This window comes from Corynebacterium freiburgense (genome assembly GCF_030408815.1).
Lineage (GTDB): Bacteria > Actinomycetota > Actinomycetes > Mycobacteriales > Mycobacteriaceae > Corynebacterium > Corynebacterium freiburgense.
This window is the reverse complement of the sequence record NZ_CP047355.1, coordinates 2,763,846-2,777,837: the sequence shown is the minus strand read 5'-3', so window position 1 is coordinate 2,777,837 and position 13,992 is coordinate 2,763,846. Positions and strand designations below refer to the sequence as shown.

Below are 13,992 nucleotides of genomic sequence, written 5' to 3'. Positions count from 1 at the left end.
ATACTGTGGCCAGCTTTGATAATAAGTACGTAGCGGCAATCGACCAGGGGACCACCTCAACTCGTTGCATTATTTTTAATCACGATGGAAATATCGTTGCGGTTGGGCAATTCGAGCACGAGCAAATCTTTCCGCAAAAAGGTTGGGTTGAACATGACCCGCTGGAAATTTGGGACAATACTCGCCGCGCGGTTGGTGCCGCCTTGGCTGATAGCGACGTCGCTAGGGAAGACATTGTTGCTCTGGGTATTACGAACCAGCGTGAAACCACTATTGTCTGGGATAAAAACACAGGTAAGCCGGTGTATAACGCCATCGTATGGCAAGATACCCGCACGAATAAGATATGTGATGAACTCTCAAAAGATCATGGTGTAGATCGTTGGCGCGCTACCACTGGTCTTTTGATCAACTCCTATCCCTCTGGGCCGAAAATAAAATGGATTCTAGATAATGTTGACGGCGCTCGGGAACGCGCAGAAGCTGGTGACCTACTCTTTGGAACTATTGATACTTGGCTCCTTTGGAATCTGACTGGTGGCGCGGAAGGCGATCAAGGGGAACCTGCACTGCATGTGACAGACGTTACTAATGCCTCTCGAACATTACTTATGGATCTTCAGACACTTCGTTGGGATGAAGATATTTGCAGCGAGCTTGGTATCCCCATGTCGATGCTCCCAGAGATACGTCCGTCAGTTGGAGACTTTGGGCAAGTACGTCAACGCGGTACATTATCATCCGTGCCAATCCGCGGTGTTTTTGGCGATCAACAAGCCGCAATGTTTGGACAAGCATGCTTCCGGCCCGGAGACGCCAAGAATACTTACGGCACGGGATTATTCCTATTGCTTAACACTGGAACGACACCAAAGTGGAGCGATCATGGCCTTATAACTACGGTCTGTTACCAGATCCAAGGGCAAAAACCGGTGTATGCTCTTGAAGGTTCGGTTTCGATGGGTGGCTCACTTGTGCAGTGGCTGCGCGACAACCTACAGATCATTCCAAACGCCCCTGCTATTGAAAATATGGCACGATCTGTTCCCGATAATGGCGGTGTATATATCGTGCCAGCATTCTCTGGTTTATTCGCGCCAAGGTGGCGTCCGGACGCACGAGGCGTGATCGTAGGATTGACTCGATTTGCTAACCGTAATCACTTCGCCCGGGCTGTACTTGAAGCTACCGCATACCAAACCCGTGAAGTAGCAGACGCAATGGTCGCAGATTCGGGAGTGCCGATTACTGACCTCAAAGTAGACGGTGGCATGGTCATGAATGAGCTCCTTATGCAATTTCAATCGGACATCCTTGGCACAAACGTGGTGCGCCCAAAGATCATTGAAACTACTGCGTTAGGTACTGCATTTGCAGCTGGATTAGCAGTTGGTTTCTGGGATTCATTGGAGCAGCTTAAAGAGCAAGGCGGAATTGATCGCGTATGGAAGCCGAAAATGGATAGCGGTGAAGTAGAACGTCTTTACACTGAATGGAATAAAGCCGTGGAGCGTACTTTGAATTGGGAGGAGAACGAGTAGAAGTAGCGTTCTTGCTGATAGGGGCACCTATATCTTATTCGGGATGTTAGGTGCCCTTTTTTCTGATGTTCTCTCACGCATCTTGAACATACGATCAATTTATTCAGCTAAATGAGCGTTTTAGGACCTTAACTTCTTGCGAAAAACCTACCGGTATATTTGGCCCTATGGATTAATGCTTGATCTAATTTTCCTTATTTACGATCGCGAAAATGCTACGTAACTATTCACCTTGCAGTGAATTTGATGTAGTTGACATGCGAACACATTAAGAAAATGTAAGCTTTCAGGGTGGGTAATTCATAGAAATAATTCGTTGATAATGTAGCAAAACGGTAACCAATTGGCTCTTAATGAAAGTGTTTAGGGCGCTACTCTGCAGGTCTGGCGCCCCTAATAATGGGGCTATTAAAGTGCTTTTCTGGTTGCGTGCGGCAATCATTGGAAGCGCATGTCCTATCATGTAATCGCAGTACAGAGGGGGATATACGTAGCCCCAAAAAGGGGATGCGCGCTACTGAATGTATGTAGTAATCTGGCGACTTTTGCGAGCTAGAACGCTTGCAGCCTTGGGTAACTAAAAAATAAATATTGTGACTCCTGCCTAATAGTTGCTTTAGAGGATAGGGACCGTGCTACCGTCAGCGGGTGAGGCGGGTTCGAAATGTGATACTGGCGATTTTCTTAAAGAATGAGCTGGTTTTTTAATTTCTCATAAAGTGCTCGTTTTCAAATTAATTCGATCCACCGTAATGCGTTTTAACGTGTTGCTAATCGAGAATGATGGGCCAAATGCTTTTACATTTAAAGAAGAGTCGCTACATATTCGCATTCCTGTCAGCGCTGGCATTAGTGCTTGGCGTTGTCACCGTTGTTCCTGCCGCACGTGCGCAGGAGCTGGGTGCTCAGGTCAAGGTATCCGGCGGTCAGGAAGGCCTCAGTATTAGCTGGGGCAATGATCGACGTATCATGACGCGCCTATTTAATATTGAATCTGGCGGTACCACCCGCGAGGCATATTGCATCGAGTACAACGTCAATGTTGTGTACTCCGATAAGGCAAAGACTGTAAAGTGGGATGAATTCCCAGGCAGTAATAAGTTTAAGACTGATGAAGCTATCCGGCATAAGGTGAACTGGATTGCGGCAAACAGCTATCCTGCGGTTTCTATTGATCAACTTCGTGCAACTGTCGGGGCATCCGCAGAGGAGCTTACAGAGCAAGCTGCTATTGCTCAGACCCAAGGCGCAATCTGGAGCCTATTGGCCGATGAGTTTGAGTATAAAGGTATTGCAACTGACAATGCCGCTCTCAAAGCTGGTGAGTTCAAACTCTATGAATATCTCACAGGCGCAGCAAATGTTGGTCGTGCTGAAACGTCCACACTTGATCTTTCCATCCAAATGGATGACTCCAAGGCTACCCGTCAACCAAATGGTGTTATGGGACCATTGAAGTTCGAGACCAACGCTGCTGCCTTAAAGATCACGACTGATAATGGAACGATCGTTGATGCTGACGGCAATCCAATAGAAGCTTCTGATATCCGTCCGGGCACCGAATTCTATTTGAAAGTTGATGAGTCTGAGGGAGAAGCAAAAATCACTGCATCGTCCGAAGGTGACGCAATCTCAGGTGCACTTGTTGTGACGCCAAAGGATGACGGGACACACGGACAAACCCTTATTGTTACTCACAATGATGTTGTTCGTAAGACAGAAGAGTTCACTGTACGTTGGGAAGGCACAAACGTATCCATTAAGACTTCAGCCTCAGATCAACGTGATGCTGATAAAGTCCTAGCGCCTGAAGGCGGCACCATTGTTGATGTTGTTGAATATTCTGGCCTAATTGTGGGCAAGAAGTACATCATCAAAGGCGAGCTTATGGATAAAGAAACCGGTGAAGGTACCGGAATCAAATCTGAAAAAGAGCTCGTACCGACAGCTCCTGATGGGCAGGTTGAAGTACAGTTTGATGTTCCAGAAGGCTACTCCGGAAAAACCCTCGTAGTATTCGAATGGGCATACGACGAAAACGGCAATCTGATCGCAGAACACACCGATATCAACGATCGGGCACAAACAGTTCGTGTTGCCAATGAATGGGAACGTCGAGCAGGCGGCGGCGGGGGCTTTATCGGATCCCTCGATTTTGGCAGCAGCGGTGGAAATGGAGGGGGATGCGAGGAAGGCGCTGGTAGCTCCGGCGGTGGTTGTGGTACTGGTGCAGCACTCGTAACCCTTGCTGCAGGTGGATTATTGCTTGGTGCTTTAGCTGCAGCAGGCTCCTCACAAACTGGATCTGCAAGTGGGAGCAACGATCCCGCTCCAGAAGGCCAAGGCAATGGAGATCCAAAAGCAGCTGACCCAGCTCCACAAGGCCAAGGCAATGGAGATCCAAAGGGTCAAGGCAACGGAAATCCAAAAGCAGCTGACCCAGCTCCACAAGGCCAAGGCAATGGAGATCCAAAGGGTCAAGGCAACGGCGCGGTCCCGAATGCCAAAGCAGCACCAACCCTTGCAAATACGGGTGCCAGTGTTATCACCTTGGTGCTTGTAGGTTTAGTGATTACTGCAATCGGTGCGATTATCGTAGTTCGTAAACGCCGTTCCGAATAGGCCAATCGGCGTTTAAGGTGCCCAGCTTTAATGAGCTGGGCACCTTTTGTTTTGTTCTATCTTCGTGCGAATGGATGTTTAGATGAAGGGTTAACCCTCGAATCTGCTACAACGAACATCACTAATCAACTCGAAGCAGACTTAATTCATTTACCAGTGGACGATAGTAGAGCGTGGATTTCTGTCACGGTTGATATGGATGAAAATGTAATAGTTGCGACGATCCCAAATGATGTATGCATGGGTACAGCTGGCGTGGTCAAAGCTCTGCGCAAGACAGGTCTATTAGCTCGCGAAGATGTGGATTGCTATGCCGATTTGCTTCAAAATGCCGTCCGTGATCAATTGAATAATCCCAGTGATCTGCAAGTCGGGTACTATAAAGGACTTTTTGGTGTACTCGGTGAAGTTGCGGCTTTGGGCAGGCTACAGGCACAAAAATACTTTGAAGTTGCCGATATCCTTGAAGATTTAATGGATACATGCAATTCCAACTTCGGCAGCTGTGCAGATTCGTTGGACATGCTGACAGGGACTCCAGGTATACTTTTCGCTCGCGCAAATTCACCGAGCAAAGGCGTGGAAAAGCTGGCGATAACATGATTTCGATGATCTGCGATTCGGATATTTCTAAACTCGTCAAGCAAAAATATTTAGTTGGGAACGTGAGTTTTGCACATGGCGCTTCGGGGGTCATTGCGACTCTAGCCCAGTACGAGCGATTCCACCCCGGAACTCCCTATATGGAAGAAGCGATACTGAAACTATTGCAGTATGAAGAGGAAATTGGCAAAGGCTGCCTTTTGGACGTTCGCTTCGAGCAAGACGTAGATTCGCTACAATGGTGCAATGGTTCGGGTGGCGCGCTCATCGCTAGAGCTATTGTCGCTCAAACCACACTCCGCAGTGCAGAAGCGGTAGCGTTAAAGGATCTGCGGCGACAGATCCCCAATTTGATACGCAATGAGAATACCTTGGGGAATGATTGTATTTGTCATGGTATTTCGGGTTCGATTTTGATCTTTGAATTTCTCAGCGATCATTTGAGATCCCATAAACATGAACTTGCCTACACTGCCCAACACTTTAAGCAATCACTGGCAGCCCGCTTTTCAGTCGAAGATATGAAAACAGCCACGGGAATATCGAAGCATTCTAAGGGTTTACTTGTTGGATCCGCTGGTATTCTCTGCGCACTAGGAACTCAAGGCTACAACGGAACGATCATTCCTGAATGGTAAAGGAATACGATTTTATGGCTTACGCACTTAACATCAATTCTGTTTCTAAAAAATTTGGTAAGCATTCTGTGCTGCAAGATGTGAGTATTTCCATCCCGGAAAAAACTGTGTACGCGCTGCTAGGGGTCAATGGAGCGGGTAAAAGTACACTCATGAAGGGGCTGGTAAACATTATGAATTTTGACACCGGCTCCTTTAACTATGTTTCTCCAAATGGGCAAGAGGGAACTCTCGAACGGGTCGGCTCGCTCATAGAAAATCCGAAATTTTATCCTGCCTTGAGCGGCCAAGAGAATCTTAGTTATTTGGCGGCTATTTTTGGGATTCCTGAACAGGATTACGGTGCGCTTTTGCGGGACGTCGGGCTTGACCCCTCAATAACCAGGCCTCTTAAAAATTATTCGCTGGGAATGAAGCAACGTTTTGGTATCGCAGTGGCATTAATGGGGGATCCAGCGTTTCTTATTCTAGATGAACCTACGAATGGTCTAGACCCTCAAGGCGTCGTGGAAATGCGCCACCTTATACGAGAACTACCAGGTAAACGTGATGTTACGGTAATGGTTTCAAGTCACATCCTTTCCGAGATGCAGAATGTGGCTACCCATGTCGGCATACTTGATTCTGGAAAAATCTGCTATTCCGGACCGATTCAGCAGTTATTGGCTGATGAAAAGTTCATTGTTGAAACCTCACACCCAGAACAGTTGATATCGCTGCTTCAAAATTCCCATGTTCAGTTCAGTGAAATTGCTCGAAATAAGTATTGGATCCAGCACAATGTTGATGTCTCGGCTTTCATTGCTGAGCTGACGTCACGAGGAATACCAATCACTGGCGCTTATGTAAAAGCACCGTCTTTAGAAGAAAAATTCTTCGAACTCACGGCGGGAGGACACAGTGCTCACTAAACAAGCATTCCGTATACGAAAAGGACTCGTCACCACTGCGATTTTGATTGCTGTGTCTGCGGTTTGGATGGGGATCGCCAATGTTTACTTGCGTAAAAGTGACTTTCCACATTCTGACACCTCTCAAGCGATGATTAATCAAAGTGCCGTAATGGTGTTAATTGTTCTTCCTCTGGTCGTTTTTACGTATGTGCAGATATTTCTCACAGAAGAACAAGAAAATGGAATCTGGAGCTTAGTTCATGCTAGGAAGGGAAAAATTTCACAGCTTTTAGCTGTGAAATTAGGGATTTGCTTTCTGTGGTTGGCGTTGTGGGCTATTGGTTACACGCTGGTGGTAGTGGTGATGGTTTCCGCATTTTATTCGATTGCAGAGGCGGCCCCACTGCTAGTTGTATTCACTGCGCTTATTATTTCATCACTGTATACTTTATTTGTTATTTCATGCGTGCATTTGATGTTAGGTGGCTTGGTGCCGTCGGCCGTTGCGGCTGTTATTCTTTTAGTGATCAGCTTCGCTCTGAATATCTCGTTTTCCCTAATATGGGCGCTGCTTCCGCCGGGATCATTGCTTATTAGTCGACCTTTTTATGACGTCGATTTGAGCCAAATAGAGCTTGGATTTCAGCCGAATCCAAATGCATTGTGGGGGTTGTTGCTTTCATTGGTTGTAGCGCTTGCATTTTCGACTGGATTGTTCGCTTTGTTGCGGTCCCGGATTGGGAAGGAATAGATACGTTATGCGTTTTTACTGGTTGGAAATTAAAAAGGCACGTCCGCTTTGGGCTTACTTCGTAGGTTTTGCACTGTTGGGGCTCGTAGCCTATGGCACGGGATATAGTTTCATAGGCACAAATGGCGATATAATAGACCAACAGCAAGTCGCCCAAAGCACCTGGATATCAGCATGTACACAATTGTACTGTTTAATGCTTGGCCCGATCATAGTTTCAATTTTGGCTGCTGGGTTAGCAAAAGCTGAGATCCAGGGTGGTGTGGTGCAGCTTTATAAATCTCGCGGACGTTATGCGCAACGCAAAATCTCGGCACTTATCGTTGTTTTTGGGGTTTTTGGTGCAGCTCTTTCAGTAACGCTTTTGGCTGGGTGGCTCGCAGCTCTTGGAAGTCATGGCGCGATCTTTGGAAACTCGTTTCCGCCGGTAGCAATTTTTGCGTTTCGCAATGTTCTTGCGGTTATTGCCTGGGGCCTTATTCGTTTTGCTATCTATGCATGGATCCGAGACACTGGTGTAGGTTTCACTGTTTGTTTGGGAATTATGCTGGTGGGGCTCGGTATTTTGGTCAGTTCTTCAAAAGTAGCCCAATACAATCCCATCCTGCCGTTCGCAGGAGCGGTGGGGTATCCGTTTCCGGATTATTCGCTGCTGAGCTGGCTGCCATTGTTGATTGGCTTAGGCATTGGTTTTGTCGCTGTTTCGATGAGTTGGAAGCATTTATTGGCGCGTCCAGAGAAGGAAAATGAGATGTTGTCAACGCCAAAGACGGTGTACCAGCAAACCGGAAGAGATTGCCTTTTAGCGTGCTATACCTCAGTTCTTGATTCCTTGAGTAAGCAGGTGAATGTTGCTCAACTTATCGATTATGACCGTCTCAACGCCGACGGGTTTGCCTTCGCTGAACTGCGTAACTATGAGAAGGACCACGGCGTTGATATCAATGGTTTTTAGGCACCTCCTGAAAAACTGCACAAGCTGAAGCAATTAGGAACCTTGCTTATCGCGCATCAACGCAAAGGGCACTTTATTGTGCTGCGAGTTGGTTTGACTAAAAGCTACGTGATGGACCCTGCGCGTGGGCCGGTGACCCTAAACAACCGCGAGATCGCAGCTAACTTAAGTGGTGCTTTTATTCAGGTCTCCGCGCGTCAGCAATTATCTTGGTTGGAGCGGCTGCGGCCGAATATACCAATTGCCACAGCGCTGAAAAGATGTCCCCGATAGGCGATAAGGCCGACTATGGCAACCGCGCCCAGCACACTAACAATGTTTCTTGTGCTTCCATCGTGGCAAAGGCAGAGAAAAATTAAGCAGAAAAAGACTCCGGCCATTTTTGGAGTTTTTAATCCGCATACAATAGCGATTAGACTGACAAATATAATACTGGGGCGGGAGTTTCTAAAGTTCTCATCAAGAAGCAAGAACACAAATAGGCACGCCAGAGAGACCATAGGTAAAGAGTCTTTTGCCCGGATTAGAGTGCTCATATACAGGCTCATACTTTCGAGGTGGATTCTTGAAAGTTATCAGAAGTAATGAATAAATTTACATTTTCTCTAATGGCAGGAAGTATATCATTTTTGCTGGAAATAGTGCTTTGGCTTTATGGATCTAGCCTGCTAATTCAATGTGCTGTGCGCCATGCCAGTGCTTAATCAGCCAAGGGTCATGAGTTGCTAGAACTAAGGTCCCACCCCAATCCTGAAGTGCTGATTCCAAGGATTCAATAGCATCAAGGTCAAGGTAGTTTGTTGGTTCATCGATAATTGCAACACTTGGATTATTGCGAAAAGCCGAAGCAAGTTGCAGTCTCCGTTGATTGCCGTTGGATAACTTAGCAAACGGCACATTCCAAAATTTTGGATGGAGGAAACCCTTCTTTTGTTCATTGGTAAGTTCATTTTCTAGCCCCGAAACAGGCAAACTTTGAGGCATATATCCAATAGTCCCTGCAATAAACATGGAACCCTCTGCTCCCAATGGTTGCCGGCCTGTAGCCAGCCAGCGCAATAAAGTAGATTTTCCGGAGGCATTTGGGCCTGTAATTAAAAGATGCTCACCATCAGCTAATTCAAAAGAAACAGCCTGGAGTCGCTTGGGCACATAAACCTCTCGTACGCTCACAGCAATGTGTTCCCCAACAGAAGGTGTTGGAAGCTTAATGGTGGTCTCTGTGTATCGTGGTTTACGCACCTCAAGCTGGCTATGGCGATCTAGTCGCACGGCGTCGTTAAGCAAACGCCTTGTGGAAGCCTTCTGGTTGCGGTCCGCATAAAACTTCCTACTCACCCTGCTTTCTGAGCGTGGTTTCCAATCCTTATGGCCGATAGTTTCGGAAGCATGGATATGCCAGATCAGCTGCTGTTTATATGCCTGCTGTGCACTATAAATTTCAGTATGGGCCTTTCGTGCGGTTGTCTTCCACAGCAGAAACTCATAATAGTTTCCCGCGCATTGAAACACGCCATTATCAAGTGGGTTGCCTTGGGCAAGAAGCAGTGCAGCCCAAGGCTCAGTATCTAAATCAAGGATGCTGGTTGCCACTGAATTAATAAAATCCCGGTCGTGGCTTGTAAATAGCACAGGGCAATCCGTCTTTAGGAGTTCTTCAATTAGAAATGCTCTGGATTTTTTATCTGCATGGTTTGTGGGTTCATCCAATAGCATTAGTGCTGGACGTGACAGAAACAATGTGGTCAATTGCAGGCGGGCTTGTTGCCCAGGGGAAAGCGAAGAAACATTGCGGCTAGGGTCAACCTCCGAAAGCCCAAAAGAATGTAAAAGCCGTGCCAGATTAGACGGTAGATCCCAGACATCTAATGCATTCATTTGGGTTAGCGCAGTATCGTATTCATCGGCGATTTGTTGTTGCGCAATGGAATCCCCTGAAGCAAGTAGCGCGGTAAGCTCAGAAAATCTTTGTTGTACCGCTAATTGCTCTTTGCAGGAATAATTCAGCACTTCTTGCACTGTGCAATCGGTGTGGTCCGCAGGATAATAACCAATCACCCCATCCGGCCTGGTAATTACGCCAGAATCAGGTTGTAGTAGGTTAGCCGCCAACCTAAGGAGGGTAGTTTTGCCAGCACCGTTTGGGCCAATAACGCATATTCGTTCGCCGGGCCCGCAATGAAACGAAACCTGTTCGAAAACCCGGGCGGCTAGGTAGCCAAAAGTAACGGAGGAAAAACGCAAACAAGACACAGCACTCACCAAAGCGAAAATAGGAGGAATGGGGATATGAGCTGTGCTAGTTGAACATGTGTTTAAAATACCATAGCGTTTCGGCGCTAAGCGTCCATTTCAGTGCCGAAGTCTCTGTTAGTACTTTAAACAAAAACCCCTGCCGCGAAAGTTTTCGCTGGCAAGGGTTTGTTTTTCGTGGACCAAAGATGGTCACGATGGATACAAAGTTCGGGTTGGGTTCGGTTGGTTGCCCGGTGGGTGCATAACTAGCCGTGCTGGGTGCACAGTTCGAGCCAGTGGGTGCATGCCGTCCGGGAGACGGGAAACTCCAGGACGGGAGCGCTTTGGGTGAAGGATCCTGTTGAGTAAGTGTGTTGCATCGTTGTTGAACGTGATGGCGATAGTGCCGTCGGAGTGAATGGTGGCGTGGCCGATGAGGACTTGCGAGGCTTCGGGTGTGTAGATGATTGCGGGGTGCTGAGTGTGGCGGCAAGGCCTAAAGCTTTTGCTGCTGCTAAGCGACGCAATGCGGGGAACAGAACTGCTAATGAAGGAAATGTCAAAGCTACATGGGGGCTCCGCCAGGAGCTTTTTACCGGCTCCATGCAGCTCTTGTTAGAGCTTCGGAAGCTGCGCGAGAGCAATAAAAACATGGTCCCGGCGACCTTCCTAGTTGCACCAAGATTCTTTGCAGCCAGAGAGGCTCATGGGGATTAGTCTTGGGAGACTGTGTCAAGCAGTTCCTGGACGCGTATTCTGATCTGGTCAATGATGCCCCGGACTTCTTCGAGTGAATGGTCGCTGGGGTCGTCGATCTTCCAATCCTGATAATGGACGCCCGGGAAGAAGGGACAGGCTTCGCCACACCCCATGGTGACGACCCAGTCAGACGTTTTCACCTGTGCGGGGTCTAGTGGTTTGGGTTGAGAATCGGGTTGGAGGCCAATCTCGTCGAGAGCCTCAACGACGACGGGATGAACCGCATCAGCAGGCTCGGATCCTGCCGACAGAATCGTCACACCTTCTGGCGCAAGCTGCTTAGCTAACGCTGCGGCAATCTGGGAACGCCCAGCATTTTGCCGGCAGGCGAACAAGATTGTGGTTTCTGAGGTTGCGTCATTGACATTCATGGCGACTCCTGACTCAAGGTTTTCAAGAAGATTGTGATCAAAGCTTGGATGGAGCGTGAAGTACGCCCATTTCCCTCGCTTCTGTCTTTCGAGAACCCCTGCTTTGACCAGCTTGCCTAAATGATGGGAGATCGTCGACTGGCTCATGCCGAAGGCTTCAGGGAAGTTGCATGCACACACTGGGGACGGTGCAGCCTGCTTGACCATCAAAGCTAGCTGCAGCCGGGTGATATCCCCCAATGCCTTGAACTGCTCCACCCAAGCTTCAAGCGACGTTGACGGCGAGGTCACCTCGCCAACAGGGCAAGCGCACATGTAACTATCGTTCACCCTTCCATCATGCCGCATATTGATAGATTTCGATATGTAGGTGTAGCATGTATCGTATCGACAATCATCGATATGACGTGTGGAGGTAAGAGATGACCAAGATCGAGATCTTTGATCCGGCGATGTGCTGTTCGTCGGGCGTATGTGGAGAGGACGTTGATCAGGGAGTCGTTGATGTGGCGGCGGCTGTGAGTGCCGCGCGGAAGGAAGGGTTAGATGTGGTGCGTCACAATTTGGCCAGCGCTCCGTTGGACTTCGCATCCACTCCGGTTGTGCGTGAGTTGCTTGAGTCTGAAGGGGCCGATTCTCTTCCCGTGGTGGTGATTAACGGCGAGATCGTCCTTAAGGGCGTGTATCCCACCCTGGCGCAATTGCGTGCGTGGGCGCGTCGGGATTCTGCGGGCGCCTCCGATTCTCAAGTTGCACGTGACGGCAGATCGGAGCTTCCAGTGGCAGGCTCGTCGTGTTGTGGAGGTGCTTCGGGATGCTGTTGAGCCAGTGGCCGCCAACAACAAAGTTTCTGATGTTCACCGGCAAGGGTGGGGTCGGTAAGACGACGGTGTCATGCGCTACCGCCCTTTCGCTTGCTGCGCAAGGGCGCAAAGTCTTGCTGGTGTCGACGGATCCGGCATCAAACGTTGCACAGGTTTTCGGGCAACCTATCGGATCTGAAATTACTGCGCTAGGTGACGTCGTCGCCAGGGAGACGGGGATAAAGGTCGAGCTTGATGCGATCGAGATCGACCCGAACATGGAGGCAGAAAAGTATCGCGAGTCGATTCTTGCGCCAGTTCGTCATCTCCTGCCGCCCGAAGTGTTGCGCGAGTCCGAGGAGACGCTCTCTGGCTCATGCACGGTGGAGGTCGCCTCATTCAACAGGTTTGTTGATTTCCTCGTTTCCTCGAACATTGTCGACGCTTACGATCACATTGTTTTCGACACCGCACCCACAGGACATACGTTGCGGCTGCTCGCGCTACCGGGTGACTGGTCGTCTTTCATTGAGAAGGGCACTGGTGACGCTTCCTGCCTTGGCCCATTGTCAGGACTCGATAAGCATCGCCAGACCTACGAAGATGCGGTCAATACACTGAAGGACCCTGCCCTGACCACTTTGGTGCTTGTGGCACGTGCTCAAGGTTCCACTCTCCAGGAGGCTGAGCGCGCAGCCAGCGAGCTCTCGGAACTCGGGGTTAATCCGCAGGCGCTGGTTATCAACGCACTCTTGCCCGAAGCAGGCAATGACCCGCTCCACCGTAGGCTTATGCTCGGCGAGCAGAGTGTCCTCAGTGGACTCGCAACTACCCATCCAGTGCTCAGTGGATTGGCATGCTTCACGATTCCCATGAACCCTGAACCTGTCATGGGAATCAAGGGACTGACCACTGTTGCCCCGCAGCCCCACGAGAGCGTGGCCGGCCTTGAGGAACTGTCCTCCGCCGAAGTTGCCGACATTAACGAGGTGGTGCAATCTGCCCTATCTCAGGCAACAGAACAGATCGTAGAAGGCAGCCCCAAAGTCGTTCTGGCTATGGGTAAAGGTGGAGTAGGTAAGACGACCGTCGCGCAGGCACTTGCCATCTCTGTTGCCAGCAAGGGGCTGCCTGTGCTTCTGGCGACCACTGACCCAGCCTCGCACCTGGATATGACTCTTCCGCAGAAATATCCAGGTCTCGATGTGGTCAGCATCGATCCTCACAAGGTCGTCGAAGAGTACCGTCAAGAAGTGCTCAACACAAAGGGTGTGACACTGGAATCTGATGGCCGAGCACAGCTTATCGAGGACCTCGCCAGCCCATGCACGGAAGAAGTTGCTGTCTTCAGAGCGTTCTCTGCTGTCCTGGAAGAAGCCGACCACCGCTGGGTCATCATCGATACAGCTCCCACCGGACACACCCTGCTGCTTTTGGACGCTACGGGTTCCTATCACCGAGAGCTCATGCGCCAGTCCGGGGCAACTGAAGGGAGCGATGGCACACTAACTGCTCTTATGCGTCTGAGAGACCAGAACCGGACATTCCCAATCCTGGTAACGCTTCCCGAGTCAACTCCGATCTTGGAAGCCAAGGAACTTGCTGATGACCTCGCCCGTGCTGGCATTACGCCACGAGCCTGGGTCATCAACCAGTACCTACCAATGAACCAGTCACAGTCAACATTCCTCAAACAACGAGCCACAGCGCAACACAACACCGTGGAGCGTCATCGGGCCACAGACCAGATGCACACCCCAATCTGGGAAATCCCAGTGGCATAGCCATATCGAGCGAAAGTGGGGTGTTCAGAAGAAATCG

11 protein-coding genes and 1 pseudogene are annotated in these 13,992 nt (G+C 49.3%); 10 read left to right on the top strand and 2 right to left on the bottom strand.

Annotation, left to right across the window (positions count from 1 at the left end):
* Positions 1–5: 5 nt before the first annotated feature.
* The 7 genes and pseudogenes from glpK to CFREI_RS13400 all read left to right on the top strand — a co-directional run bounded on the left by glpK (position 6) and on the right by CFREI_RS13400 (position 8,276).
* A complete protein-coding gene (glpK, locus tag CFREI_RS12520) occupies positions 6–1,541 on the top strand; it encodes a glycerol kinase GlpK (protein ID WP_027012912.1) in 1,536 nt (511 codons plus the stop codon).
* Between the two features lie 792 nt (positions 1,542–2,333).
* Positions 2,334–4,163, top strand: coding sequence for a VaFE repeat-containing surface-anchored protein (locus CFREI_RS12515; RefSeq protein ID WP_169719159.1), 1,830 nt, complete (start codon positions 2,334–2,336; stop codon positions 4,161–4,163).
* A gap of 30 nt (positions 4,164–4,193) precedes the next feature.
* Positions 4,194–4,766, top strand: coding sequence for a hypothetical protein (locus tag CFREI_RS12510; RefSeq protein WP_027012914.1), 573 nt, complete (start codon positions 4,194–4,196; stop codon positions 4,764–4,766).
* 5 nt (positions 4,767–4,771) lie between these two features.
* The gene (locus CFREI_RS12505) at positions 4,772–5,404 is read left to right on the top strand and encodes a lanthionine synthetase LanC family protein (RefSeq protein ID WP_290246092.1); all 633 of its coding nucleotides are present in this window, start codon (positions 4,772–4,774) and stop codon (positions 5,402–5,404) included.
* A 14-nt stretch (positions 5,405–5,418) separates the two neighbouring features.
* The gene (locus CFREI_RS12500; protein ID WP_169719160.1) at positions 5,419–6,315 is read left to right on the top strand and encodes an ABC transporter ATP-binding protein; all 897 of its coding nucleotides are present in this window, start codon (positions 5,419–5,421) and stop codon (positions 6,313–6,315) included.
* A 43-nt stretch (positions 6,316–6,358) separates the two neighbouring features.
* Entirely contained in the window at positions 6,359–7,048 is a 690-nt protein-coding gene (locus CFREI_RS12495; protein WP_156907770.1) for a hypothetical protein, read from the top strand.
* Between the two features lie 7 nt (positions 7,049–7,055).
* Positions 7,056–8,276, top strand: a pseudogene (locus CFREI_RS13400) (cysteine peptidase family C39 domain-containing protein).
* A 387-nt stretch (positions 8,277–8,663) separates the two neighbouring features.
* Here CFREI_RS13400 and CFREI_RS12485 read toward each other — a convergent pair.
* The gene (locus CFREI_RS12485) at positions 8,664–10,265 is read right to left on the bottom strand and encodes an ATP-binding cassette domain-containing protein (RefSeq protein ID WP_156907771.1); all 1,602 of its coding nucleotides are present in this window, start codon (positions 10,263–10,265) and stop codon (positions 8,664–8,666) included.
* 342 nt (positions 10,266–10,607) lie between these two features.
* On the opposite strand from CFREI_RS12485, the gene CFREI_RS12480 reads away from it, so the two are divergent.
* Positions 10,608–10,955, top strand: a complete 348-nt coding sequence (locus tag CFREI_RS12480; protein WP_027012920.1) for a hypothetical protein — start codon at positions 10,608–10,610, stop codon at positions 10,953–10,955.
* On the opposite strand, the gene CFREI_RS12475 is transcribed toward CFREI_RS12480, so the two are convergent.
* The gene (locus tag CFREI_RS12475) at positions 10,952–11,698 is read right to left on the bottom strand and encodes a metalloregulator ArsR/SmtB family transcription factor (RefSeq protein ID WP_205618463.1); all 747 of its coding nucleotides are present in this window, start codon (positions 11,696–11,698) and stop codon (positions 10,952–10,954) included. The two genes, CFREI_RS12480 and CFREI_RS12475, sit on opposite strands and share 4 nt — an antisense overlap.
* Positions 11,699–11,790: 92 nt before the next feature.
* Here CFREI_RS12475 and arsD point away from each other — a divergent pair, with 92 nt between their 5' ends.
* Entirely contained in the window at positions 11,791–12,192 is a 402-nt protein-coding gene (gene arsD / locus CFREI_RS12470; protein WP_027012922.1) for an arsenite efflux transporter metallochaperone ArsD, read from the top strand.
* Positions 12,183–13,955 carry an arsenical pump-driving ATPase gene (gene arsA / locus CFREI_RS12465; protein ID WP_027012923.1) on the top strand — a complete coding sequence of 591 codons (1,773 nt, stop codon included), beginning with the start codon at positions 12,183–12,185 and terminating at the stop codon, positions 13,953–13,955. The genes arsD and arsA overlap by 10 nt, the downstream gene beginning before the upstream one ends.
* Positions 13,956–13,992: the final 37 nt, after the last annotated feature.

Coding starts and splice junctions, on each gene's coding strand:
- CFREI_RS12515 (WP_169719159.1), top strand. CDS start 2,334: ATGCTTTTACATTTAAAGAAGAGTCGCTACATATTCGCATTCCTGTCA.
- CFREI_RS12510 (WP_027012914.1), top strand. CDS start 4,194: ATGAGCTGGGCACCTTTTGTTTTGTTCTATCTTCGTGCGAATGGATGT.
- CFREI_RS12505 (WP_290246092.1), top strand. CDS start 4,772: ATGATCTGCGATTCGGATATTTCTAAACTCGTCAAGCAAAAATATTTA.
- CFREI_RS12500 (WP_169719160.1), top strand. CDS start 5,419: ATGGCTTACGCACTTAACATCAATTCTGTTTCTAAAAAATTTGGTAAG.
- arsD (WP_027012922.1), top strand. CDS start 11,791: ATGACCAAGATCGAGATCTTTGATCCGGCGATGTGCTGTTCGTCGGGC.
- arsA (WP_027012923.1), top strand. CDS start 12,183: ATGCTGTTGAGCCAGTGGCCGCCAACAACAAAGTTTCTGATGTTCACC.